The sequence below is a fragment of the Janthinobacterium sp. GW822-FHT07H11 genome (assembly GCF_058798615.1).
Genome location: NZ_CM179507.1, coordinates 2,709,275 through 2,733,405, shown reverse-complemented (window position 1 = coordinate 2,733,405; position 24,131 = coordinate 2,709,275). Strand labels below are relative to the sequence as shown.

Below are 24,131 nucleotides of genomic sequence, written 5' to 3'. Positions count from 1 at the left end.
CTTGCCCCGGAGCCTGGCCATCATTTGCGAATGATTCTCGTTTGCGATACTATGTCAGCCTTCCTCTTCCCGCCATGCCTGACGCTCTGCATGGCGGCGCTATCGAAAGCCGCCATGACTACCTCCTCCCTGCCCCAGTTGCGCGCCAGCGCCGACGCCGCGTCCGCAAGCCGCCAGCAACGCCCGCCTGCCGCCGCGCCGCATGCGCGGCGCTGGCACTGGAGCTGGAAGCAGGTCTGGTTTCAATTGCACTGGTTCATCGGCATCACGGCCGGCACCGTGCTGGTGATCATCGGCCTGAGCGGCGCCACCCTGGCTTTCAAGGATGAACTACTCGATGTCATGAACCCCGGCGTGCGTCATGTGCCCGTGGAAACGCGCGCGCCGCTGACGCCGGCCCGGCTCGCCAGCATTGCCGCAGCCGAACACGGCCAGCGCGTCGCCTCGATCACCATGTCTGCCGAAGCGGGCGCGGCGCCGCGCCTGTTCTTCGCGCCGAAGAACGGCCAGCGGCGCGGCGAGTCCGCTTATGTGCACCCGTACACGGGCGCCACCCAGCCGGCGCTGACGGGGGCGGCATTTTTCGAATGGACGGAGTCCTTGCACCGCTGGCTGCTGCTGCCGCGCGATCCGGGCCGGCAAGTGGCGGGCGCGCTGGCCTTGTGCCTGCTGGGCCTGGCACTGTCCGGCCTGTACCTGCGCTGGCCGCGCCGTCCGCTGGACTGGCGCACCTGGCTGACCTTCGATCCGGCATTAAAAGGCCGCTCGTTTTTGTGGAATCTGCACGCCGTGGCCGGCACCTGGTGCCTGGTGGTCTACGTGGCGCTGACCCTGACGGGCATTTACTGGAGCTATGACGTGGTGCGCGACAATATCGACGCCTGGGCCGGCAAGCCGCCCCGGACGGCGCAAGCACCCGGCAAAACAGGCACGCCGAAGGAGCCATCGCCCGCCGCCGACATCGGCCTGGCCTGGAGCAGCTTCCAGCAGCACGCCCCCGGCTGGACCCTGGCCACGCTGCGCCTGCCCGTGCGCCCCGGCGAAGCCGTGCAATTCACGTGGCTGGCCGGCGACGCGCCGCACGAACGGGCGCGCAGCCGCATGAGCATTGCGCCGGCCGACGGCACGCTCACGGAAAACGCGCCGTACAGCCGGCAGGACCTCGGTGCGCGCCTCGTCAACATCATTTATCCGCTGCACATGGGCACGTATTTTGGCTTGCCGGGCCGCATCATCGTGACGCTCGCCAGCCTGGGCCTGCCCCTGTTCGCCATCACGGGCTGGATGCTGTACCTGGGCCGCCGCAAGGCAAAACGGGCTGTGCAGGCGCAGCGCGCGTTGCTGGCTGGCATAGCGGGCAAGACGGACACAGGTTTGCCGACCCTGGTGGCCTACGCCAGCCAGTCGGGACAGGCCGAGCGCCTGGCCCTGGAAAGCGCGCGCGCCCTGCAGCAGGCGGGCGTGGCCGTCGACGTGCAATCGCTGGAGGGCTTTGATCCGGCGCAATTGCGCCAGTACGAACGGGCCCTGATCGTCGCCAGCACCTTTGGCGAGGGCGAGGCGCCGGACGGCACGCGCCGCTTCGCGCGCCTGCTGCAAGCGACCTCGGGTGCGCCGCTGGCGGGCCTGGCATTCGGCTTGCTGGCCCTGGGCGACCGCCATTACAGCGCCTTCTGCGGCTTTGGCCACGCGCTGGAGCGGCAGTTGCGCGCGCTGGGCGCCACGCCTTTATTCCCGCTGATCGAAGTGGACAAGCACGACGCGCAAGCGCTGGCCGCCTGGTCGCAGGCGCTGGCCCGCTGCAGCGGCAGCGCCATCGACGCCATCGGCGTGCAGGAAGAAGCGTCGTATGACGCGTGGCGCCTGGTGCGCCGCACGCTGCTCAATCCGGGCAGCCTGGGCGGCGAACTGCATGAAATCGTCCTCAGCGGTCCGGCGGATGTCAGCTGGCAAGCGGGCGCGCTGGCCGAAATCATCGCCTGCAATGCGGATGGCAGCGAGGGCGATGCGCAGAATGCCCAGCATGCGCCGCGCAGCTATTCCATCGCTTCGCTGCCGTCCGACGGCGAACTGCAATTGCTGGTGCGCCAGGAGCGCCATGCGGGCGGCGAAAACCAAGGCTATGGCGTCTGTTCCGGCTGGCTCACGCGCTTCGCGCCCGTGGGCGCCAGCATCCGCCTGCGCCTGCAAGCCAATCCCGCCTTCGCCCCTGCCTTGGGCGATGTGCCCTGCATCTACATCGGCAACGGTTCCGGCCTGGCCGGCCTGCGCGCCCACCTGCGCGCGCGCCAGCGGGCGGGACTGGCGCGCAACTGGCTGCTGTTCGGCGAACGCCAGCAAGCCGTCGACGGCCTCTGCGCCGCCGAACTGGAAGACTGGCTGGCAACCGGCCACCTGGCACGGCTGGACCGCGTCTTTTCGCGCGACACCGCTGGCGGCCAGCGCGCATACGTGCAGGACCGCCTGCGTGCCAGCGCGGACGAATTGCGCGCATGGCTGGCACAGGGCGCCATCGTCTACGTGTGCGGCAGCCTGCAAGGCATGGCGGCAGGAATCGATGCTGTACTGCAAGAAGTGCTGGGCCAGGACGGACTCGACGCCCTGCTGGCGGCCGGCCGCTACCGCCGCGACGTGTATTGATGCAGGCAGGATGCCCATGCAAGACCAGGCATGTGTGGGCCGCCGCACGGTCCCGGCACGCCATCGGGCTACAGTAGGGGCATGGCGGCAAGACCGCCTGCCCACTCACTGTCTGCGAGGTCTCCCATGAAAAACCCCTGGATGAGCATGTACCTGAGCGCCGCCAACCGCATCGCCAACACGGCGCGCGGCCATGCGACGGCGGCCGTCAAGCGCGAGGCGGCGAAGAATACGCGGCAACTGACGCAAGTGTGGTTCGACTCTTTCCTGCCTGCGGCGGGCAAGCCGCGCCGTCGCCGCAAGGCCAAATGACGCGGCCGGCATGGCCTCGCTGCTGCGCTGCATCACAGCAATTAGTTGAAATTCATATCAGGTGAACTAAACTGCAAGCATGGTGTACAGAGATGGAATGGCCGGCAGGCGCCGCATCCCCGCGCCGCCACCGGCTCATCGGGAGACGACCATGTTGACGCTCAAAGTGCTGGCCTGCCTTGCCCTGTCGGCGCTGCTGCTGGTGCCGCTCGTGCTGCGCGATGCGATGCAATCATCGGGCGTGCAGATGCAGGTGCCGAATGTCGATGCGCATGCCATGTGGGCCCACTGGCCGAGGCAGTAGCGAGTTTGCGCGGCTGGGTGCCGTTGAAAAACCGCACTGCCGAAGTTGCCGCAGTGTTCCACGCCGCTGGTGCGGAAGGGGCCGCTGTTCTTCCTTTTCTCCGCTTTTGCGCATGGCCTGGCCCTCTTCATCACACATTTGATCCAGGTCATGGATTTCCACCTTCGTCGCGTCCACACTGGAACAGTCCGCTTCGTCTCGGAACGGGCTTAACCAGGAGTATCAGCATGCATGAAACGCAATGGAAGGATGACATGGCGCTGGGCGTTCCCGCCATCGACGAAGCGCATGAGGCGCTGTTTCTGGAACTGGCGCGCCTGGGCCGCCTGAGCGACCAGCACTTCAGCGCCGCGTTCCGCGACCTGATCGCCGCCGTCGAGCGCGATTTCCGCGAAGAGGAAGACTTGATGGAAGAAATCGGCTTCCCCTCGCTGGCCAATCACCGCGAACAGCATGCGCGCGTGCTGAGCGGACTGCACCACGCCTGGGCCGCCGTCGACGAGGGCGACCTGGAACAGGGGCGCCATGCGCTGGCGCTCTTGCCGCAATGGCTGGTATTCCACCAGGCGACCATGGACCTGGCCCTGGCCGCGGCGCTGGAAATCGTGCAGCGCCAGCCCGGCTGAGCGCCGGCTGGACGTTACAGCAGCAAGACCTTGGCCTGCTCGGGCAAGACCACGCGGTAATGCCCGGGATATTTATCTTCGCCATCGAAGATTTTGCAAAATACAGGCATGTTGATGTCGTTGACGGCCGGCTCGTTCATGGGCAGGGTGGCGATCAATTGTTCGCCTTCCACCAATTGCAGGGTGCTGCCCCGCTCGGCCGCGCAAAAAGCCAGCGCTTGCACGTCGTTGGCGAATGGCCGCTTGTACCAGGGCGTGATGGCGCGCACCGCGCGCTTGGCATCATGCAAGACCTGGCCGATGCGCGTGACATTCCACGCATCGCGCGCCACAGAAGGCTGGATGACGATGTTGGCCGTCAATTCCCCCTTGCCCTTGTTCACCATGAAACTGCCGTCTTGCGCGGCGATATCGTCATTCAGGGGCACGACAAACACGCCGCCCTCGGACACCTTGATGGGAATCGGCGCGCCATTGCCCTGCAGGGCCACGCGCACGTCGTCGATGGTGGCGCTGAGCTTGGCCGGGATCAGGCGCAAGGCCATGACCACGCTGCCGCTCGACACTTGCCACACTTTCTTGGCCGTCAGATAACTGTCGCGGTAAGCCGTGAAACGGATGCGCGGAGGCTTCAAGTCGCTGCTAGCCGTGATCGTCACCGTTTGCGGCGGGGCTTCGCCGTCCGCGACCGGAACCGGCCGCGCCACGGGGGGCGCCGCCACGCTGGCGGCCGGCACGCTGGCGGCAGGCATGGCTGGCGGCATGGCCGGCGGTGTTGCCGCGTGTTCCTGGGCCTGTCCCAGCGACACGACACACCACCATCCTGCACAGGCTATCCATGTACGCATGCATTTCTTTCAATTAGGAAAATATTTGTCAGCTCCGCCATTATCGCAGAAGGCCCGCCAACGCGCCGCCCCCGGCCGCATGCACTTTTATGGTGCACACGCTTGCTTATTTGTCACATTCCGCCTATATTGATAATGATTCTTATTCACGAAATAGTGTAAAGAATACCGCGCATTGTCTTTTCCACGCCCATCCGCGCCGGGCCTCGCGGTGGAACTGCTATCCGAGCCAGACCACGGGCCAGCTCCACGCCACCCCACCAGCTACTGCGCACTTCGCCAGACGAGATAGGAAAACTACGACTAAAAATACTCCAGGAATATGATGCAATCGACTATAGAACCTCGCCCTGCCCCCCATCCCGCCTTGCGTCCCCTGACGCGCCTCTTGCGCTACACCCTGTTCAGCCTTGCCGCCGGCGCTGTCCTGCCGGCACAGGCGGCCGATGCCGTGCCAGAAGACACGCCCGTCACCATGCCGGCCGTCACCGTGCTGGGCCAGTCGACGGCCGGCACGGAAGGCACGCAGTCGTACACGGCCGGTGAAGCGCGCAGCGCCACCCGCATGGACCTGTCCTTGCGCGAAACGCCGCAATCGGTCAGCGTCATCACGCGCCAGCTGCTCGACGACCTGGGCGCCGTGCGCCTGGACCAGGCCCTGGCGCAGACGACGGGCATCCAGGTGGGCCAGAACGACACGGAACGCACGACCTTTTATGCGCGCGGCTTCGGCATCAACAATCTCCAGATCGACGGCATGGCGCGCGGCGGCAATGCACCGCTGCAAGACACCATCCTGTACGACCGCATCGAAGTCGTGCGCGGCGCCACGGGCCTGATGGGCGGCAAGGGCGACCCGTCGGCCACCATCAACATGATACGCAAGCGTCCGACGAAGGAATTCCAGGCCAGCGCCGGTCTCATCATGGGCCGCTGGGATGACCAGCGCTTCGAAGCCGACCTCTCCACGCCGCTGAACGCGGAGGGCAGCGTGCGCGCGCGCACCTCCCTGGCGTGGCAAAAACGCGATTCCTACCTGGACATGTACCACGAGCGCAAGACGGTCGGCATGGTCATCCTCGAGGCGGACGTGCGTCCCGGCACCCTGCTGACGGCCGGCGTCGACTTCCAGGACAACAAGCCGACGGGCGCCACCTGGGGCGCCGTGCCCTACTGGAATGCGGATGGCAGCCTGGCGAACTTGCCGCGCAACACCAGCCTCACGACGCCATGGAGCACCTGGGCCAACAAGCAGCACACCATCTTCACCTCGCTGGACCAGCGCCTGCCCGGCAACTGGAACATGCACCTGGGCTACGCGCGCACGGAAAGCACGAACCGCACCACCGTCGCCTATGCGGGCGGCGGCAAGCCCGATCCGGCCACGGGCGAAGGCATGTTCCTGTGGACGGGCGCGTATGGCCCGGGCAAGACCACGGGCGACAACTTCGACGTCTACGCCAGCGGCCCATTCACCTTGCTGGGGCGCAAGCACACGGCCATCATCGGCTGGAACGGCGGCAACCAGCGCGCCCGCTCGCTGGGTGGCGAGGCGGAAATCAACTACCCGAACTTCGTCCCCGATTACCGCAACTGGACGGGCAACATTCCCCGCCCCGTGTTCCACCCGGACGGCTCGCACACGGAAACCGTCACGCGCCTGGCGGGCGGCTACGTGGCCACGCGATTGAGCCTGGCCGACCCGCTGCACCTGATCATCGGCGCGCGCAGCAGTACTTACCGCACCGACACGCGCAGCTACAACACGCAAGGCGCGTACACGGGCAGCGGCGACTTCGTGGAAACGCGCAATGAAGTCACGCCGTATGTGGGCGCCGTGTTCGATATCAACAAGCAATATTCGGCCTACGCCAGCTTCACGCAGCTGTTCAACCCGCAATCGAGCAAGGACCGCAACAACCAGTTCCTGGCGCCGGAAACGGGCGACAATGCGGAACTGGGCATCAAGGGCGAATTCTATGAAGGCAAGCTGAACGCGTCGGCCGCCCTGTTCCACACGAAGAAAAAGAACATGGCCGAGCTGGACCGCACGGTGCCGCCCGGCTTTTTGCTGCCCGACGGCGGCCAGGCCATGGTGGCCAACGGCACCGGCGTGACGGCCAAGGGCGTCGAGTTCGACGTCTCCGGCCAGCTCACGCCCGCCTGGGAAGCGAGCGGCGGCTATACCTATCTGCACGCGGCCGAGGCCGATGGCCGCCGCGCCGCCACCACGCAGCCGCGCCACTTGCTGCGCCTGGCCACCAGCTACCGCTTCGACGGCCGCCTGGCCGGTTTGAGGGCGGGCGCCAGCATGACGGCGCAAAGCGCCACCTACAGCGAATCGTGGTACGGCCGCCCGCCATCGGGCGAGATGACGAATATCCCGCAGGCCGGCTATGCACTGGTCAACGCCATGGCCAGCTATGCCATCAACCGCCACGCCAGCGTGCAGCTGAACGTCAACAACTTGCTCGATAAAAAGTACTACCGCAACGTGGGCTTCTTCGACGGCGTGTTCTGGGGCGAACCGCGCAACATCAGCCTGACCGTGCGCACGGCGTTTTAAAGAATCGTAGCCGCATCGCCGGCACGGCGGATGCGGCCCTGTCCGCCGTGCCTTGAATGGCAATGGCTTGCGCGATAGCGCATGCATTGATATGGAATAGAAATAGCCGGCAATCATCCTGAAGACGTGCCCACGTTGATAATTTTTTGATATTATCAAAAATTTAAAATGGGAATATCTGATGAAGATGAAAGAGACGATTATCTGGACGGCGCTGGCGACGTTATGCGCCAGCGTACTGCCCCTGGTTTCCGCAAACGCGGCGACGCCACCTTGCACGAACTGCTTTGAAAAACGCTGGATTTATTACGGCGGCAATATTACGGCGGCAGCTTCCACAGCTGATGCCAGTTTCAACAAAGTCATCGAACTGATACATCTGGCCAAGGCAGAAGGCTATAACGGCATCGCGCTCAATGCGGGTGGCAGCGGTTCCTATGTAGCCATGCTCAATCCCGCCACGGCGGCCAGATATCCGAATTACTTCCCCAATTTCGCCCTGGTGCTACAAGCGGCCAAGGATAACGGCATCGAATTGATACCGGTCGGCGGCGGTCCGGAAGTCCCCGTTAGCGCCGCGCCTGACTTGATCGAGGCCTTGCCGACCATCGATACGCCGTTCATCGTGCAAGGCAGGCGCGCGGTGCCTGTCGGCATGTCGGTCATCGACGATCCCGGTTTTGAAAACAACAGCCCGGCATGGGAATTGTTTGAAAAAACGGTAGGCAACAGCGTTGTCGACAATACGGTCGCGCACACGGGCCAGCGCTCGATTAAATTCAGCAAGGCTGGGGACAGCAATATGGCCCGTTTGCACCGCAAGTTAAACAATTTGCGCCCGAATACCGCCTACCGCGCATCGTTCTGGGTCAAGACTGAAGACTATCATCCCGATGCCGCCTTCAGGATACAAATTACCGACCCCACGGCAAAGGCCCCCATGTACTCGAATGCCAGCGCCGGGCTGGGATGGGGTACGCAGAATGGCGCCTGGAATGGCAGCGGCAACACGCTGGCCAGCACGCAGGATTGGAAACAATATAATCTGGACTTCAATACGGGGAACAATCCCCTGACATATTTGTACATAGGCAGCTGGAAGGCGAATCTGCTGCAGGCCGGGACCGTCTGGCTCGATGATCTGGAAATCAAACAGATCGGCCTGGCTCATACGATACGGCGCAATCCCGCGACCTTGCCCGTCACGGTCAAGTCGGAAGACGGCAGCATCACATATGTGGAATCGCTCGATTATGTCGTCGACACGGAAGCGCTAAGCCTTCCCGCGCAAAGCAGCATCGGCGAAGGTGCCATCCTGCGCGTATCGGCCTATCAGTCGGCGCAGAACATGACGGCCATGTGGGGTACGCCGGCCAGCGCCTGCTATCAGAAATTCTTCGATATCCAGAAACAATATTACGACAATATCCACGGTCTGCTCGACGCCCCGACAAAATTCTTCCTCTACTATGATGAAAATCGGGTGCTCAACTGGGATCCTGCCTGCGGCAACATCACAGCCGGCAAATACCTGGCGAACATGATCGAGAAACACCAGGAAACCCTGCTGCAAGCGTATCCGAATCTGGAACTGTATGTGTGGAATGACATGTTCGATCCGAAGATGAACGCCATTCCGAAATACTGGGCCGTCAACGGCGACCTCAGCAACTCATGGCTAGGCTTGAAAGCGACGACGATCATCGTCAACTGGAGCGATGAAGGAACCGCCAAGCGCAAGGCATCGCTGGAATTCTTCCATGGCCTCGGGCATCGGCAAATGATCGCCGGCTATTATGACGACCGCGCCCTCGAAACCGGGAATGTGCATTCCTGGATGGAGGCGCTGGCGCAGGCGGAAAGCAATGGCGTGACGGGCGTCAACGGCTTCATGTACACGGCCTGGCGCGGCAATGCCGGCTATGCCGACGTGAAAGCCGTCGCCGACTACATCAAGCAGCATTATCCGCAGCGCTGGCCACAGCAGTAAGACTCACTCCCGTGCGCAGCGCCAGTGCGCGGGCGCCGGCAAGGTAAAACCTTGCAACAGGGGACCGCCCGCGGGCGCCAGCACGGCGGCGGTCACTTGCGCAAACGCCTGCTGGCCGGCCGGCAAGTCGCCGGCCACCAGGCGCAGCGCGCCGTCGAGCTGCCCGGCGATGGCGGCGTCGAAGGCCTGCAGGCGGCGGAACAGATGCTTGCCGCCGCCGCTCCACTGCCCCGCCGCGCGCAGGTGCAGGTCGGCCAGCGCTTCGTACAGCTGGCAAGCGACGGCCAGCGCCTCGCCCGGGTGCGTGCTGTCGACCAGGTCTTCCTGCGCGGTGGTGATGGCGTAGCGGCGGCGCTGCAGGTTTTCCGCGTCGAGCACGGGCGGTCCGGCCCCGTCGATGGCTTGCGCCAGCGCGTGCATCTGCGCGTAGGCGTCGCCGGCGGCGACGATGTTTTCCCCTTCGACCACCATCATCGCCAGCGGCACCGTGCCGCCGGGCGCATCTATTTCCTTGCAAAAATACGTGAACGTGGCCAGATCGTGGCCGAACAATTCCACCGTGCGCCCTTCGGCCACGATGGTGTCGCGCCAGGCGCAATCGACGTGCTCGAACAGCAGCAGCAAGTCGATATCGGAAGTGGGCGTTTGCCGGCCCGTGGCGAACGAGCCGCCGATGATGGCCGCCACGGCCGTGGGATAGCGCTCGTGCACCAGCCGCACGGCAATGGCGCGGATGGCCTCGTAGGTGGGAATCGTCGTCAAAGCCGGTGCTCCATGTCGAAAAACGTTATCCTACCAGCAATATGCGTGCAGTCGCCATCCTGCTACACTGACGCCATCTCATTCGCACGGCGTGCGTGGTCAAGGAAGCGACATGGAAACCGTATGTATCGTGGTGCCCTCGCCCGTGGGCGAACTGACCCTGGTGGCGCGCGGCGCGGCCCTGGCGGCCATCCTGTGGGAAAACGACAAGCCCGGCCGCGTGCGCCTGGGCGACATGCGCGTCGATGACGGTTGCGCCGTGCTGCAGCAGACGGCGCGCCAGTTGGGCGAGTATTTTGCCGGCGCGCGCCAGCATTTTGAGCTGCCGCTCGATTTTGCCGGCACCGCGTTCCAGCAGGAAGTGTGGCGCGCGCTGCTGACGATACCGTACGGCCAGACGCGCAGCTATGGCGAGATCGCGCGCCAGATCGGCCGCCCCGCCGCCGTGCGCGCCGTGGGCGCCGCCAACGGCAGGAATCCCATCTCCATCATCGCCCCCTGCCACCGCGTCATCGGCGCCACGGGCGAGCTGACGGGCTTTGCGGGCGGCCTGCATGCGAAGGAAACGTTACTGGCGCTGGAAGGTATTTCCCTGTCCAGCGACCGCGAAGCCCTGAAGACGGGCCACGCGCGGCGCCGCGCCGTGCACATTGATACGGCGCAAGGCTGCCTGTTCTAGGCCTTTATTCGCCCAGCAGGCGCAGCGATTCCAGCCAGTCCGCCTTCCACTCGCGCAGCAACGGTTGCGTGGCGAAGGCCTTTTTCAGGTGCGCCATCGGCACGCGGTGCACATCGTGCAAGCCGAACGCCAGGGTCACCGGATGCCACAGGTGGCTGTTCTTGCCGCCGCGCGAATTCTTGCGCACGCGCGCGCCATCGTCGCCAAAGATACCCACGCCGCCGGCCATGCCTTTGTCCAGGTCGACCTTGCCCACGCCGGCAAAGGCAATCAGTATCTGCTCGCGCCCCAGGCCCTTCAGGGCGCTGGGCAAGACCACGGGCGCCTTGTCCGATTCCGCTTCGGCCGGCTGCGGGTGCTGGAGTTCCTTGAGCAAACGCAACAGGTCGCGCTCCTGGAAATGCAGGCCGTCGAGCGGCACGCGCAAGCCCTGCCCTTTCAGTTCGATGGGGAGATTGCCCGAATCGCGCGTAAAACGCAGCCATACGTCGCCGGCGCCCGAGGCCAGGTGCTGTTTGTCCTCGATAAACACGACGGGCGCCGCATAGCGCGTCACGCCGTCATGGAACAGCTCGGCCCACTGCTCGCTGTAGTCGAGCCAGACATACGGCAAGCCGCCCTGCTCGAGCAAACGCACCAGGGTCCAAGGCGTGCCCGTCTGTTGCGCCAGCCAGGCGCAAGCGTCAAGGGCGGTGGCGCGGTATGGCAGGGATAGGGAAGTCATGGCGGTTCCATCGGTCAAAGTGGAGCGCAGTGTAGCAGACGCCGCCATGTCAGCGCCGCCGCTGGCGCAGCGGGCGCGCTGTTTTTGCGCGCTGTGCTAGGCTGGAAGCATCCGTCCGCGCCATGGCCATCCCGGCCGCATGGCGTTGCCGGACAATGATTGCGAGGGGAATACCATGCATTCCAGCACCAACGCCGCCACCGCACCCGCCCCGCCACCGGAGCGCGATTCGCCCACGCCAGCCGGCGAAAGCCATGCCGAGCAAGCACTCGATGAAGCATTGAAAGAAAGCTTTCCGGCCAGCGATCCGATTGCCATTGCCATTCCCAAGCCATCGAACGAGGCACCCACCTGAAGGCGCAGCCGCCAGCCACCCTTGCGGTGGCATTTTTTTATCCTCCGCTGAACCTGAACGGCGCGCCCATGCGTAGATGGCGATGCCATGACCCAAGGAAGTAAGCACGCGGAAAAGGGAGTGTCATGCGGCATTCCAGAAAAAAAATCCTATGGGCCACACCTGTATCTGGCCCGGCATATCGACCTGGCCTATGCGCGCTTGCAACGGCTGCACGATGCGGCAGCACATGAACGCTGCGCGCGCTGGGTCGCAGCCTGGGCCGTGACGGCGGGCATGGATGCGCCGCGCGGCATGAAACTGCGCATCCGCGGTGAGTTCATTTTGCTCTAGGCGCAATGCGCCGGCCCGGCACGCGTCACCGTGCGCAAGACCTCCATCGATGCTTCATCTTGCCAAGCCGGCGGGACCACGACAGGTAGCGGCAAACAGCCCAGCCATCGATAGCAGAAAATATAAAATTATTTTAAAGTAAATTACATTTGACAATATTGCGCTTTGAAATTAAATTGTATTTTTTATATTAATGGGATTATCATGAAATTGTCCAAATTCATTCCGCTTACGCTACTTACCATGGCTGCGTGCGCCAGCCAGGCGCATGCTGAAGTCATTATGTATCAATTCACGGGCGTGGTTGATCTCATGGTGGAAAAGAACGAAGGCTTGCTGTCGCCAACGGAGGTCAGCTCTAGCACAATGCCCTATGGATACCTGTTCAAAACAGGCTACACCGTGCATGGTACGTTTTCTTACGACACGGCATCGGAATCAACAAGCTGTACGGGAAATGCGCCCTCGGGCAGCAACACTACCTATGCCTGCTCGGAGAATAATTTCATGACGCTGACCTTCGATCAATCCGGCTATGGAGAGTTCCACAATGCCTACGGCAGCAGACTCACCGTCCAAAACGGCGCAACCGACGAGTTTACGATCACCGACGCTGGCGGCGGCTCTACCATCTACATCGGTCAGTCCCTGACCTTGGCCGATGCGAGTGGTAACGCCTTTTCAAGCACCGGCATACCGACCAAAACATTGACTCTGGCCGATTTCACATCAGCCACCTTCAACTACCGTTATGGCCTGTACCAAGACTACTTGATTGTCAACGGCCACCTGACCTCCCTGACCAAGGGCCACGTCTCGCCGGTGCCCGAGCCGGCAAGCTACGGCATGCTGCTGGGCGGCCTGGCCCTGCTGGGCGCCTTTGCGCGCAAGACGGGGCGCGGCAGTAAGCATTGAGAATGCGACACTGCGCAAGCACTAATAATGCGTTTGCGCAGATCATAATAAACAGCCCCGCCGGATGCGTACGCGTCGGGCGGGGCTGGTCAATACGTCACGCGACCAGTAAAACTAGTCGCGGTACTGCTCGGGCGTCGTGTCGCCATCGGCGACTTCATACCACATCGCATTGAGCACGGCGAAGGTCGCCGCCAGCGGCAGACCCAGTATCCAGGCGAAATACCACATAGTTAATTCCTTTCGTAAATTCTTAGTAGGCATGACCGCTGTCGTCGTTGATGGCTTTTGCATCAACCTTGCCCCACAGCACTTTATATACCCAGGTCGTGTAGGCCACGATGAGGGGAATGAAGACGGCCGTGACGACCAGCATGATGAACAGCGTCATGTGGCTGGACGAGGAATCCCACACCGTCAGGCTGGCGCGCGGGTCGATCGACGAAGGCAGGATGAACGGGAACATGGCCGCGCCCACGCCGAGGATGATGCCGGCGATGGCCGCCGCACTGGCCAGCAGGGCCGGCACTTCGCGGCGCGCGCGCAACAAGGCGAAGGCCAGCAGCGGGCAAAGCAGGCCGGCCGCCGGGGCGATCCAGGTCCACGGATGGGCCGCGAAGTTGAGGAACCAGGCGCCCGCGTGCACGTGCGCCGTTTTCAGCATCGGATTCGACGGACCGTCGGCGACGACGGCGCTGCTGATGCGGTAGCCATCGACCCACAGCCACAGGGCCACGCCGGCTGCCGCATACAGCACCACGGTGGCCATCGCCGCCACGCTGCCGTAGCGGCGCGCCCGTTCGGCGACGAGACCGTCCGTCTTCAGCTGCAGCCAGGTGGCGCCGTGCATCACCAGCATGGCCACCGAGACGAGGCCGCACAGCAAGGCGAACGGATTGAGCAGCGCAAAGAACGTGCCGTCATAGAAGATGTGCATGTCCGGCGAGAAACGGAACGGCACGCCCTGCAGCACGTTGCCGATCGCCACGCCGCAGATCAGGGCCGGCACGAAGCCACCCACGAACAGGGCCGCGTCCCAGCGGGCGCGCCAGCGCGGGTCTTCACGCTTGCTGCGGAACTTGAACGCCACGGGACGCACGATCAGCGCCACGAGGATGACGAACATGGCCAGGTAAAAGCCCGAGAACGACACGGCGTACAGCTGCGGCCAGGCGGCGAAGATGGCGCCGCCGCCGAGGATCAGCCACACCTGGTTGCCTTCCCACACGGGGCCGATACTGTTGATGACGACGCGGCGCTCGAGGTCTGTCTTGCCGACGAAGGGCAGCAGGATGCCCGTGCCCAGGTCGAAGCCGTCCGTGATGGCAAAGCCCACCAGCAGCACGCCGATCAGCAGCCACCAGATCAGGCGCAGTGTTTCATAAGAAATCATTTCATGCAAAATCATGGTCCGGTCCTCCTCAGGCGTGTTGGGTACGAATGGCTGCGGCGGGCGCGGAGGCCGGCGGCGTCTCTTCCGGCCCCTTGCGGATGGCCTTGAGCATGAGCTTCATTTCGATCACCAACAGCACGGTGTAGATGGCGGCAAAGCCGGCAATGGTAATCAACAAGGTCGTCGCGCCCAGGTTCGAGACGGCCACGGCCGTCGGCAGCACGCCTTCGATGACCCACGGCTGGCGGCCCACTTCGGCCACGATCCAGCCCGCCTCGATGGCCACCCAGGGCAGCGGGATGGCGAACACGGCCAGTTTCAGCAGCCAGCGGTGCTTGTCCAGCGTGCGGCGCGTCGACAGGATGAAGAACGTGCCAGTCAACAAGATAAAGAACATGCCCAGGCCCACCATCACGCGGAAGGACCAGAACAGGGGCGCCACGGGCGGGACGGTGTCGAGCGCGGCCTTGCGGATCTGCTCGGGCGTGGCCTGGCGCGGGTCGTCGACATAGCGTTTCAATAACAAGGCGTAGCCCATGGAGTGGCCTTTCGACTCGAACATGTCCTTCGCGTCCTGCGGCACGGGGCTGCCCGGCGCCACGCTGCGGATGGTCTGCAGCGCGTCATAGGCCTTGATGCCATCCTGTATCAGCAGCTCGCCACGGTCGACCAGCTGCTCGATGCCGGGGATTTCCGTCGTCAGCGAACGCGTGCCGATCAGGCCCATCACCATCGGGATATGCACGGCGTAATGCGTCTCGCGCGCTGTCGCGTCGGGGAAGCCGAAGGCCGTGAAGGCGGCGGGCGCCGGCTCCGTGGTCCACATGGCCTCGATCGCGGCCAGCTTCATTTTTTGATGTTCGGACGACAGGTAGCCGCTTTCATCGCCGAGCACCACCACCGACAAGGTGGCGGCCAGGCCGAACGAGGCGGCCACCGTCATCGAGCGCTTGGCCAGCTGCACGTGGCGGCCCTTCAGCAGATACCAGGCGGAAATACCGAGCACGAAGATGGCCGCCGCCGTATAGCCGGCCGACACCGTGTGCACGAATTTCGCCTGAGCAACAGGATTCGTCAGCACGGCGCCGAAATCCGTCACTTCCATGCGCATGGTCTGCGGATTGAAGGCCGCGCCGACGGGATTTTGCATCCAGCCGTTGGCGATCAGAATCCACAGGGCCGAGAAGTTCGAGCCGATGGCGACCAGCCAGGTCGTGACCAAATGGCCCCGCTTCGACAGCTTGTCCCAGCCGAAGAAGAACAGGCCGACGAAGGTCGCTTCCAGGAAGAAAGCCATCAAGCCCTCGATGGCCAGCGGCGCGCCGAAGATGTCGCCCACGTAATGGCTGTAATAGCTCCAGTTCATGCCGAACTGGAATTCCATGACGATGCCCGTCGCCACGCCCATGGCGAAGTTGATGCCGAACAAGACACCCCAGAACTTGGTCATATCGCGCCAGATGGGGCGGTTCGTCATCACGTAAACCGTCTCCATGATGGCGAGGATCACTGACAGGCCTATCGTCAGCGGAACGAATATAAAGTGGTACAGAGCTGTCAGCGCAAACTGCAGTCTGGATAAAGCGACAATATCGAAGTCCATATGATTTCCTTGGTGTTTCCCTACTGAATTGTAAACTTGGTATCTATCTGATGCGATTCGATTGGTTCCGCCGCCCTCAGGCTGGCATACGGACCGCCTGTGTCTCCCGTCTTTCCTTGATTCCTTAATCTGCGCGCAAGCCCGCCAGCGCCGCCTCGAAGGCTGGCGTGCCACGCCGCACGTCGCCGACGATGCGGCCATCGCGCAGGCTGAGCAGCCGGTCCGCCAGCGCCGCTTCGCGCCGCAAGTGGGTTGCGATCAGCAAGCTGCGCCCTTCGCTGCGCGCGGCCAGGCGCTGCAGGACATCGCTGGCCGTCTGCGCATTGAGCGCTTCCGTCGCCTCGTCCAGCAGCCACAAGGTCGATGCGTGCAGGAACAGGCGCGCCAGCGCCAAGCGCCGCGCCTGGCCGCCGGACAAGCCCAGGCCGCCCTCGCCCAGCATGGTATCCAGGCCGCTCGCGAAAGCCCGCACCTCGCCGTCCAGCCCGGCCGCGTGCAGCGCCGCCCACAGCTGTTCGTCGCTGGCGGACGGGTCGGCCAGGCGCAGGTTGTCGCGCAGGCTGTCCTGGAACAGTTGCGTCTTCTGCGTCAGCAGGCAGGCGCGCGGCGCGCTGACGCTCCCCGACAGCGGTGCCAGTTCGCGCGCGGCGATGGCCAGCAAGGTGGACTTGCCCGCGCCGCTGGGGCCGATCACGGCCACGCGCTCGCCATCGGCGATGTGCAGCGATACGTCATGCAAAATTGCAACATTACTGCCCGCATGCGCGGCGCTCACGCGCTCCAGGCGCAAGCCCGGCGCGCTGTCAGCCGGCGGCGCGGCGGCTTCCCGGCCATCGAGGCGCGGCGCCAGGCGACGCATGGCCAGCAGCATGCGCCCCGCCTCCAGCGCGCCGCGGCGCAGTCCCGCGAACGGTTCCACGGCCGTCAGCGCGACCAGCAGGGCCAGGGCCGCCAGCGGCACGCTCAGCGTTTGCTGCTGCGCCAGCGCGGCCACGGCCAGCAGCACACCGGCCAAGGTCGCGCTGCCGGCCACGCCGTAGGCGGCACCGGCCGCCGTCTCCAGGCGCTGCAGGGCGACATCGGCTTGCGCCAGCGAGGCGTCGATGCGCGCCAGCGCCGCGCACTGGGCCTCGATGCGGCCGGCCATCACCAGGTCCGTCTGGCCCGCCACCAGGTCGATGGCGCCGGAGCGCAGTTTTTCGATGGCGCGTGTACGCACGATGGCGGGACGGCGGGCGCCGCGCGCGACCAGCCAGCCGATGCCGCCGCCGGCGGCCAGCAGCCACAGCGCCAGGCCCAGGCCCAGCTGCCACCGCATGAGGCCCAGCGCCACGCCGGCCAGCAAGGCCGCGCACAGGGCCGTGAAGGCGGGCACCAGCAGGCGCAAATACAGCGCTTCAAGCGCGTCGATGTCGGCCGTCAGGCGAAACAGCAGCCGGGCGGGCTGGCGCAGCAGGCGGCCCGCCGCCTCGGGGCGCGACCAGCCGCGAAACAGCTGCACGCGGATGGCCGCCAGCGCGGCAAACGTGGCGTCGTGCGTGACGAGCCGTTCCGCATAGCGCGAGCCCGTGCGGCCGATGGCCAGCAGGCGGATGCCGGCCGACGGGCCGAAAACGTCGAAGACGATGGCGGTGGACGCATGCAGGCCGGCAATCGAGGTGGCCGTGATGAACCAGCCGGACAGGCCCAATAACGCCATGCCAGCCACGGCCGTCAGGGCGGCCAGCACGGCGCCGGCGATCAGTTTGCCGGGCTGGGCCAGCAGCAGTTGCCGCAGGACGGGGTGCGACAGGAGGGAGGGTTTCATGCGCGCCGCTCCTGCATTGGCGCCTGCGCATCGACCTGCACCGTGCGCTGCAGGCGGGCGGCCAGCACGGGGTCGTGCGTGGCGACGAGCATCGTCTTGCCTTGCGCCAGGGCCAGCAAGGCGTCCGTGACGCGCGCCGCCGTTTCGCTGTCCAGGTGGGCCGTCGGCTCATCGACCAGCAGCAGATCGGCATGCGGATGCAGGGCCACGCGGGCCAGGGCCAGGCGCACGGCTTCGCCGCCCGACAAGCCCTGGCCGCCGTCGCTGAGCATGACGGCCGGCTGCGCCTGCGCCACGCCGGCCAGGTCGGCCAGGTGCAGCGCCTGCGTCACCTGCGCCGCGTTCGCACCGAGGCGGCCCAGGGTCACGTTCTGGCTGACGGAAGCGGCAAATACATGGGGCCGCTGGCCCATCCAGGCCATGCGCTGGCGCAAGGTGTTCACGCTGCCGTCGTTCAGGCGCACGCCGCCGATGCGGATCTCGCCGCCGCTGGCGGGCAGCAAGCCGGCCAGCAGGGACAGCAAGGTGGTCTTGCCGGCGCCGCTGGCGCCCAGCAGGGCCACGTGTTCGCCGGCGCGCACGCTCAAGTCAAAGCCGTCGAACACGGGCGCTTCGCCGGGATGGGCAAAGCGCAGTTGATGGATGGCAATGGCGGGCGGCGCTGCCACCGCCATGGCGGCGGCGGAAACGGCGGCCACTTCCACGCTGGCGCCAGGCAGGGCGACGCCCTCGCCCGCCAGGTCGTGCAGGCCGACCAGGCCCGCTTCGCCGGCCGCCTTGTCATGCCAGACGGCCGCCAGCTCGCGCAGCGGTTCGAAGAAGGCGGGCGCCAGCAGCAAGATGAACATGCCCTGCCCCAGCGTCAGTTCCCGGCCCCAGGTACCGAAATTAATGCTGCCCAACAAGGAAAAGCCGATGAAGGCGGCCACCATGGCCACGCCCAGCGCGGAAAACAGTTCCAGCACGGCCGACGATAAAAAGGCGATGCGCAGCACCACCATCGTGCGCCGGCGCACGGATTGCGACGAGGCATCGAGCCGCGCGGCCGTGGCATCGACGGCACCGAGCGCGCGCAGAGTGGCCAGGCCGCGCAGGCGGTCCAGCAGGAACGCGTTCATGCTGCCCATTTCCACCATCTGCGCGCGGCTGGCCGCCTGCGCGCCTATGCCGACCAGGGCCATGAAGACGGGAATCAGCGGCGCGGCGATGAGCAGGATCAGCGCGGCGATCCACGACAGCGGCGTCACCACGGCGAGGATCACGAGGGGCACGGTCAGCACCTTCCAGCGCGCCGGCCTGTAGCGCACCAGGTAGGGCACGATGGCCTCGGCCTGTTCGGCGATGACGCTGGCAGCCTGTCCCGACTGGGCGCGCTGGCGATCCAGCGGCGAACGGCGCGCCAGCGCCTGCGCCACTTGCGCGCGCAAGGTCGACAGGTGGGCGCGCGCCGCCGCATACATGCGCCGCGCGCCCCACGCTTCGCCCCAGGCGCGCAGCACGCCCAGCAGCAGCACGCCGGCCGCGGGCAGCAGGGCCGCGCGCCAGGGCGCGCCATCGAGCATGGCTTGCAGGGCCCAGGCCAGCAGGGCCGCTTGCGGCAGCCACAGCAAGGCCGCGCCGCCTTGCACCAGGCTGGGGACACGGGGAAGGAGAAAGCGGGGCAAGGCAAGTGGCGTGGTGGGCATCGTCTTATACTTCTTGAGTTTTCAGAATTTTCTGTAAATTCGATTTTTTGTATAATACTGCGAAACATGACATATATCAATTGACCCGACCTGATCGGCGTGCAAAAATTTCAGATAATTATGAAAACTCAAAATATCCACATGACACCGCTGATCCTGACCTTCGTCAGCCATTTCGGCGAGATGGGCAGCCGCTGGGGCTTCAACCGCACGGTGGGACAAGTGTACGCCTTGTTGTTTGTCGCGGAGCACCCCTTGCATGCGGACGAAATTGCGGAGCACCTGAGTTTTTCACGCTCGAACGTGAGCATCGGCCTGAAGGAATTGCAGGGCTGGGGCCTGATCCGCCAGTCGCGCATCCCCGGCGACCGGCGCGAGTACTTCTCGTCGCTGGGCGACGTGTGGCAAATCTTCCGCGTGGTGGCGGCCGAACGCCGCCGCCGCGAAGTGGCGCCCACCCTGACGGTGCTGCGCGAATCACTGCTCACGCCCGCCACGGAACCCGTCGATCACTATGCGCAGGAACGCATGCGCGAAATGTATGAACTGGTCGACCTGGCCAATACCTGGTTCGACGACTTGCAGCGCCTGTCGCCCGAATCGATGGCGCAGCTGATGAAGATGGGCGCCAAGGTACAAAAACTGCTCAACGCCAAGGACCGCCTGTTTGGCGTCAGCAACAACAGCGACTGACACCCCGCCTCCCCTCTTTCCGCCCGGAATGCCGCTAGCACGCGCGGACATTTCCTGTCACGCTATTTCCGAACGTTGTTGCGAACATCGCTAGCACAGCCATGCATAGCTGTATGCGATGTTGTCAACTGAACCAATAGTATTATTTAAATTGTATTAATTTACATCAAGAGTAAGCTTTCATTTGCGTACTCTCTACGCGCAGGAAATAGATAAAAACGGGCAATGGGATGAGATCCCCGGCATGCAGGGACGCATTCCCACACGATGAAGCGTTAGTCTTAGCACAAGGGGATTTTCATGAAAAGCATAAAGCGCATTGCCGTCAAGGCATCCATGCTGGCCGCGATGACCGTACTGGCAAGTGCGGCGCAAGCGGCCACCTGGGTCGATGTGGGTCCGGCCAGCGGTTTCGTCATCGCCGGCAGCACCGTCACCTACTCGCCGTCGCCGGCACTGCAGGTGAAATATTATGACGATAATCTCGTGCCGCAAAGCCCGTCCGATATTCAGGGCTATATCAATGGCGTGTTCGGCACCAGTCTGGGCGCCGCCGTTTCATATTGCAACAGCGCCACCTCGGGCTGCACGGCCGGCACCACGGCCGGCCTGAGCGGCGGCGTCAACTCCTATACGAGCGCGGCGGCCTATGACTACCTGGCCATCCACTTCGGCCAGGGCGAACTGGTGTTCCACTGGGCCGCGCCCGTGGCTGCCGGCACCACGTTCACGGTGGCGGGCCTGCCCAAGGACCTGAGCAACTACAGGGCCTTCATTTCCGCCGTGCCGGAACCTGAAACCTATGCCATGCTGCTCGCCGGCCTGGGCCTGCTGGGCTTCCTGGCACGCCGCCGCCAGGGAAAGTAAGCATCACCAGCGGCAGCGGCGCAACGGCGCCCGCTGCCGCCTTCACCGCCAGCGGCCTGTTTACGCCGCGCTTGCGGCGCCAGGCCCACTGTTTACACCATTTTTAGACCCCCCTCGCTATGCTGGACGGCATCACCAGCCACTTTGCGAGGAGTCCTTCATGCATCAACCGCATTTGCGCACGCGTCGCCCCGGCATCCTGCGGCGCCACCTGCCGGCGCGTGAACGCTTGCGCCTGGCGAACAGGAAGCGCGCCCCCCTGGTCGTGGCCATGCTGAGCGCGGCCCCCATCCTCTACCTGCTGTCAGTGGTACTGTCCGCGCAACCATAGTCCCTCACGGCGCGCATCGCCGCACCATGATAGTAATAAAGTGACAATTGAAGCATTTCTCTCAATTCGATAAGAATATGATAACGACTCTTGTGCCGGCGCCGCTGGCAAAGTCACGGGCGAGAATACGCGCCCAAGGGGAAAGAAATGCATCGAGTCCGACTGTATCTGGCCGCCAGCATCTTGACATTGTCATCCATGCAGGCTTCCGCGCAGAGTAATACGTGGCAGGAAACCCATGCCTTTACCTTCCTGACAAGCGGAACACAAAGTAGCTGGGCGGACTATCTGGCATCGGACCAGCCGGGCGTCAGCCGCATCGCCTTTGGCAGTTACGACGAAAACAACGCCCTGCAGTCATGGGATGACGCGCTGCCCTACGAGCCGCGCCCTGCACCGAAAACCCTGCCGTATGGCGATACCATGCAGATCAGCGTAAAGGATGGCTACCGCATCACGGGATACAGCCTGCAGAGCAATGTATTCAGCGCCCACCTGGTCGCTCTGGGATGGGAGAATTACAAGGAGTACGATGAAATCTCGCCAGGATACTCCTACTCGTCGGCGACCCTGGCCGTCGAGACGCGCCTGGCCGACGGCAGCGCAATCGGCGCCGGCCAGTCGAAAACACTCTTCAATTCCAGCGGCGAGCTCCTGGTCGGCGCTTCCGGCCTGTCGCTGACACAGGATTTTTCCATCCGCTTCGATGCCATGCTGACGACGGATGCAAAGGCACAATGGGCGCACATCCGCGATCCCGATCCCTATCTTTGTTGTCATTACATCTCCAACCCCTCGCTGGCCCATGTCAGTTTGCGCGATATCATGTTGACGATTTATTCCGAACCCATCCTGTCAGCAGTGCCGGAGCCGCAGACGCATGCCATGCTGCTGGCGGGCTTGGGCTTGATCGGCTGGCGCTGGCGCAGGAAGGCCACGGCACGGGAAAAGGGGAACAGGTAGAGGATAGAGTGCGGACATTGCGCCGCTGATGGCATTACTGGCCAGTACATACTGGTCCGCCCAGAGGGAATCGAACCCCCATTCACGGTTTAGAAGACCGTTGTCCTATCCGTTGAACGATGGGCGGAAAGGTGCAGCATTTTAGTCTATGCGCGCCAGCAATGCCAAGGCGTCGCACAATAGAAAACGGGCTGTCATTTCTGACAGCCCGCTTATGACTTTGGTCGGAGTACAAGGATTCGAACCTTGGACCCCCTGGTCCCAAACCAGGTGCGCTACCGGGCTGCGCCACACTCCGAAGACAAGATAATAACGCTTCCCCACAATTTCGTCAATTGCCATAGACGAATTAGGCGGAAATAACTATCGCGCCCGCCCCTGCCTTTTGTTTTATACGGCAATTTTATCGGCGATGCGGCGCGCCATGGACTCGGCCTTCTCCTTGTCCTTGGCTTCCACCATCACGCGGATCAGCGGCTCCGTGCCGGAAGCGCGGATCAGCACGCGGCCCGTGTCGCCCAGTTCAGCCTCGACCGCCTCTTTCTCGGCCACCATGACGGCATTCTGTTGCCAGTCGAAACCGGGGGCCACGCGCACATTGATCAGGGTTTGCGGGAACAGCACCAGTTCGGCCAGGCATTGCTGCAGGCTCTGGCCGCTGCGCTTGAGCGCCGACAACACTTGCAACGCGGAGACGATGCCATCGCCCGTCGTATGCTTGTCCAGGCACAGCAAGTGGCCCGAGCCTTCGCCGCCCAGTATCCAGCCCTTTTCCTTCATGACTTCCAGCACGTAGCGGTCGCCCACCTTGGCGCGCGCGAAACCGATGCCCTGCTGCTTGAACAGCACTTCCAGCGCCATGTTCGTCATCAGGGTGCCCACGGCGCCAGGCACGGGGCCCGTCGCCAGGCGGTCCTTGACCATCACGTACAACAGTTCGTCGCCGTTATACAGGCGACCGGTGGCGTCGCACATGATCAGGCGGTCCGCATCGCCATCGAGCGCGATGCCCAGGTCCGCGCCATGCTCGACGACGGCCGCCGCCATGGCCTTGGTTGCCGTGGCGCCAAAACCGGCGTTGATGTTGAAGCCATCGGGCTTGTTGCCGATGGCGATGACTTCCGCACCCAGCTCGTGGAACACATGCGGCGCGATGTTATACGCGGCGCCATGCGCGCAATCGACGACGATCTTCAGGCCATGCAGATCGAGCTCGTTCGGGAAGGTACTCTTGCAAAACTCGATGTAGCGGCCCTGCGCATCGTCGAGGCGCTTGGCGCGGCCCAGCTTGTCCGACGGCACGCATTCCATCGGCTCGTCCAGCGCCGCCTCGATTTCCAGCTCCATGCTGTCGGGCAGCTTGGTGCCCTGGCCGGAAAAGAACTTGATGCCATTGTCATGGAAGGGATTGTGCGAGGCGGAAATCACCACGCCGGCCGACAGGCGCAGCGCGCGCGTCAGGTAGGCGATCGCCGGGGTCGGCATGGGGCCGGCCAGCATCACGTCCACGCCAGCCGCCGACAGGCCAGCCTCCAGCGCCGCTTCCAGCATATAACCGGAAATGCGCGTGTCCTTGCCGATCAGTACGGTAGGACGCACCTTGCTGCCATGCGACTTGGCCAGCACCTTGCCGGCCGCGTAGCCGAGGCGCATCACGAAATCAGGGGTGATCGGGGCAACGCCCACCAGGCCACGAATACCATCGGTACCAAAATATTTCCGGGTCATAAATTTC

The 24,131-nt window shown here is 64.1% G+C and carries 23 protein-coding genes and 2 tRNA genes; 14 read left to right on the top strand and 11 right to left on the bottom strand.

Annotated features, from left to right (window positions below; all coding sequences use genetic code 11):
* Window positions 1-114: 114 nt before the first annotated feature.
* The 4 genes from AC3RCJ_RS12260 (at window position 115) to AC3RCJ_RS12245 (ending at window position 3,882) form a co-directional block, all read left to right on the top strand.
* Window positions 115-2,640: a PepSY domain-containing protein gene (locus AC3RCJ_RS12260; protein ID WP_492963191.1), complete on the top strand. Its 2,526-nt coding sequence runs from the start codon at window positions 115-117 to the stop codon at window positions 2,638-2,640.
* 126 nt (window positions 2,641-2,766) lie between these two features.
* Window positions 2,767-2,952 (top strand): hypothetical protein, encoded by a 186-nt coding sequence (locus AC3RCJ_RS12255; RefSeq protein WP_492963189.1) that lies wholly within the window; start codon window positions 2,767-2,769, stop codon window positions 2,950-2,952.
* A 151-nt stretch (window positions 2,953-3,103) separates the two neighbouring features.
* Complete coding sequence (locus AC3RCJ_RS12250) at window positions 3,104-3,256, top strand: hypothetical protein (RefSeq protein WP_492963187.1); 153 nt, start codon at window positions 3,104-3,106, stop codon at window positions 3,254-3,256.
* A gap of 227 nt (window positions 3,257-3,483) precedes the next feature.
* Window positions 3,484-3,882, top strand: a complete 399-nt coding sequence (locus AC3RCJ_RS12245) for a bacteriohemerythrin (RefSeq protein WP_492963185.1) — start codon at window positions 3,484-3,486, stop codon at window positions 3,880-3,882.
* Window positions 3,883-3,896: 14 nt separating this feature from the next.
* Here the strand turns inward: AC3RCJ_RS12245 and AC3RCJ_RS12240 are convergent, their stop codons facing one another.
* Entirely contained in the window at window positions 3,897-4,730 is an 834-nt protein-coding gene (locus tag AC3RCJ_RS12240) for a hypothetical protein (RefSeq protein WP_492963183.1), read from the bottom strand.
* A gap of 322 nt (window positions 4,731-5,052) precedes the next feature.
* Here AC3RCJ_RS12240 and AC3RCJ_RS12235 point away from each other — a divergent pair, with 322 nt between their 5' ends.
* Together AC3RCJ_RS12235 and AC3RCJ_RS12230 are read left to right on the top strand one after the other, a co-directional pair.
* Window positions 5,053-7,296 (top strand): TonB-dependent siderophore receptor, encoded by a 2,244-nt coding sequence (locus tag AC3RCJ_RS12235; RefSeq protein ID WP_492965606.1) that lies wholly within the window; start codon window positions 5,053-5,055, stop codon window positions 7,294-7,296.
* A gap of 181 nt (window positions 7,297-7,477) precedes the next feature.
* The gene (locus AC3RCJ_RS12230; RefSeq protein WP_492963179.1) at window positions 7,478-9,286 is read left to right on the top strand and encodes a carbohydrate binding domain-containing protein; all 1,809 of its coding nucleotides are present in this window, start codon (window positions 7,478-7,480) and stop codon (window positions 9,284-9,286) included.
* A gap of 3 nt (window positions 9,287-9,289) precedes the next feature.
* On the opposite strand, the gene AC3RCJ_RS12225 is transcribed toward AC3RCJ_RS12230, so the two are convergent.
* Complete coding sequence (locus tag AC3RCJ_RS12225; RefSeq protein ID WP_492963177.1) at window positions 9,290-10,048, bottom strand: nucleotidyltransferase domain-containing protein; 759 nt, start codon at window positions 10,046-10,048, stop codon at window positions 9,290-9,292.
* A gap of 112 nt (window positions 10,049-10,160) precedes the next feature.
* Here AC3RCJ_RS12225 and AC3RCJ_RS12220 point away from each other — a divergent pair, with 112 nt between their 5' ends.
* Window positions 10,161-10,727: a methylated-DNA--[protein]-cysteine S-methyltransferase gene (locus tag AC3RCJ_RS12220; RefSeq protein WP_492963175.1), complete on the top strand. Its 567-nt coding sequence runs from the start codon at window positions 10,161-10,163 to the stop codon at window positions 10,725-10,727.
* A gap of 4 nt (window positions 10,728-10,731) precedes the next feature.
* Here AC3RCJ_RS12220 and AC3RCJ_RS12215 read toward each other — a convergent pair whose 3' ends face one another.
* Window positions 10,732-11,451, bottom strand: coding sequence for a hypothetical protein (locus AC3RCJ_RS12215; RefSeq protein ID WP_492963173.1), 720 nt, complete (start codon window positions 11,449-11,451; stop codon window positions 10,732-10,734).
* A 175-nt stretch (window positions 11,452-11,626) separates the two neighbouring features.
* On the opposite strand from AC3RCJ_RS12215, the gene AC3RCJ_RS12210 reads away from it, so the two are divergent.
* The 3 genes from AC3RCJ_RS12210 to AC3RCJ_RS12200 all read left to right on the top strand — a co-directional run bounded on the left by AC3RCJ_RS12210 (window position 11,627) and on the right by AC3RCJ_RS12200 (window position 13,054).
* Window positions 11,627-11,806 (top strand): hypothetical protein, encoded by a 180-nt coding sequence (locus AC3RCJ_RS12210; protein ID WP_492963171.1) that lies wholly within the window; start codon window positions 11,627-11,629, stop codon window positions 11,804-11,806.
* An 87-nt stretch (window positions 11,807-11,893) separates the two neighbouring features.
* The gene (locus AC3RCJ_RS12205) at window positions 11,894-12,139 is read left to right on the top strand and encodes a hypothetical protein (protein WP_492963169.1); all 246 of its coding nucleotides are present in this window, start codon (window positions 11,894-11,896) and stop codon (window positions 12,137-12,139) included.
* 204 nt (window positions 12,140-12,343) lie between these two features.
* Window positions 12,344-13,054: a PEP-CTERM sorting domain-containing protein gene (locus AC3RCJ_RS12200; RefSeq protein WP_492963167.1), complete on the top strand. Its 711-nt coding sequence runs from the start codon at window positions 12,344-12,346 to the stop codon at window positions 13,052-13,054.
* 114 nt (window positions 13,055-13,168) lie between these two features.
* On the opposite strand, the gene cydX is transcribed toward AC3RCJ_RS12200, so the two are convergent.
* The 5 genes from cydX to cydD all read right to left on the bottom strand — a co-directional run bounded on the left by cydX (window position 13,169) and on the right by cydD (window position 19,542).
* On the bottom strand, window positions 13,169-13,285 hold the full coding sequence (gene cydX / locus AC3RCJ_RS12195; RefSeq protein ID WP_215408054.1) for a cytochrome bd-I oxidase subunit CydX: 117 nt from the start codon (window positions 13,283-13,285) through the stop codon (window positions 13,169-13,171).
* A 22-nt stretch (window positions 13,286-13,307) separates the two neighbouring features.
* A complete protein-coding gene (gene cydB, locus AC3RCJ_RS12190; protein WP_492963165.1) occupies window positions 13,308-14,462 on the bottom strand; it encodes a cytochrome d ubiquinol oxidase subunit II in 1,155 nt (384 codons plus the stop codon).
* A gap of 13 nt (window positions 14,463-14,475) precedes the next feature.
* The gene (locus AC3RCJ_RS12185) at window positions 14,476-16,050 is read right to left on the bottom strand and encodes a cytochrome ubiquinol oxidase subunit I (protein ID WP_492963163.1); all 1,575 of its coding nucleotides are present in this window, start codon (window positions 16,048-16,050) and stop codon (window positions 14,476-14,478) included.
* Window positions 16,051-16,174: 124 nt separating this feature from the next.
* The gene (locus AC3RCJ_RS12180; RefSeq protein ID WP_492963161.1) at window positions 16,175-17,857 is read right to left on the bottom strand and encodes an amino acid ABC transporter ATP-binding/permease protein; all 1,683 of its coding nucleotides are present in this window, start codon (window positions 17,855-17,857) and stop codon (window positions 16,175-16,177) included.
* The gene (cydD, locus tag AC3RCJ_RS12175; protein ID WP_492963159.1) at window positions 17,854-19,542 is read right to left on the bottom strand and encodes a thiol reductant ABC exporter subunit CydD; all 1,689 of its coding nucleotides are present in this window, start codon (window positions 19,540-19,542) and stop codon (window positions 17,854-17,856) included. The genes AC3RCJ_RS12180 and cydD overlap by 4 nt, the downstream gene beginning before the upstream one ends.
* A 141-nt stretch (window positions 19,543-19,683) precedes the next feature.
* Between cydD and AC3RCJ_RS12170 the strand changes: the two genes are divergently transcribed.
* From AC3RCJ_RS12170 to AC3RCJ_RS12155, 4 genes are all read left to right on the top strand, one after another.
* Window positions 19,684-20,235, top strand: coding sequence for a GbsR/MarR family transcriptional regulator (locus tag AC3RCJ_RS12170; RefSeq protein ID WP_492963158.1), 552 nt, complete (start codon window positions 19,684-19,686; stop codon window positions 20,233-20,235).
* A 300-nt stretch (window positions 20,236-20,535) separates the two neighbouring features.
* Complete coding sequence (locus AC3RCJ_RS12165; RefSeq protein WP_492963157.1) at window positions 20,536-21,102, top strand: PEP-CTERM sorting domain-containing protein; 567 nt, start codon at window positions 20,536-20,538, stop codon at window positions 21,100-21,102.
* Window positions 21,103-21,262: 160 nt separating this feature from the next.
* Window positions 21,263-21,433: a hypothetical protein gene (locus tag AC3RCJ_RS12160; protein ID WP_175533359.1), complete on the top strand. Its 171-nt coding sequence runs from the start codon at window positions 21,263-21,265 to the stop codon at window positions 21,431-21,433.
* Window positions 21,434-21,631: 198 nt separating this feature from the next.
* Window positions 21,632-22,396, top strand: a complete 765-nt coding sequence (locus tag AC3RCJ_RS12155) for a PEP-CTERM sorting domain-containing protein (RefSeq protein ID WP_492963156.1) — start codon at window positions 21,632-21,634, stop codon at window positions 22,394-22,396.
* A gap of 52 nt (window positions 22,397-22,448) precedes the next feature.
* Here the strand turns inward: AC3RCJ_RS12155 and AC3RCJ_RS12150 are convergent.
* The 3 genes from AC3RCJ_RS12150 to glmM all read right to left on the bottom strand — a co-directional run bounded on the left by AC3RCJ_RS12150 (window position 22,449) and on the right by glmM (window position 24,124).
* Window positions 22,449-22,523: transfer RNA gene (locus tag AC3RCJ_RS12150), tRNA-Arg, on the bottom strand.
* Between the two features lie 94 nt (window positions 22,524-22,617).
* Window positions 22,618-22,694 (bottom strand) — tRNA-Pro (locus AC3RCJ_RS12145).
* A 92-nt stretch (window positions 22,695-22,786) separates the two neighbouring features.
* Window positions 22,787-24,124: a phosphoglucosamine mutase gene (gene glmM / locus AC3RCJ_RS12140; protein WP_492963155.1), complete on the bottom strand. Its 1,338-nt coding sequence runs from the start codon at window positions 24,122-24,124 to the stop codon at window positions 22,787-22,789.
* Window positions 24,125-24,131 lie beyond the last annotated feature (7 nt).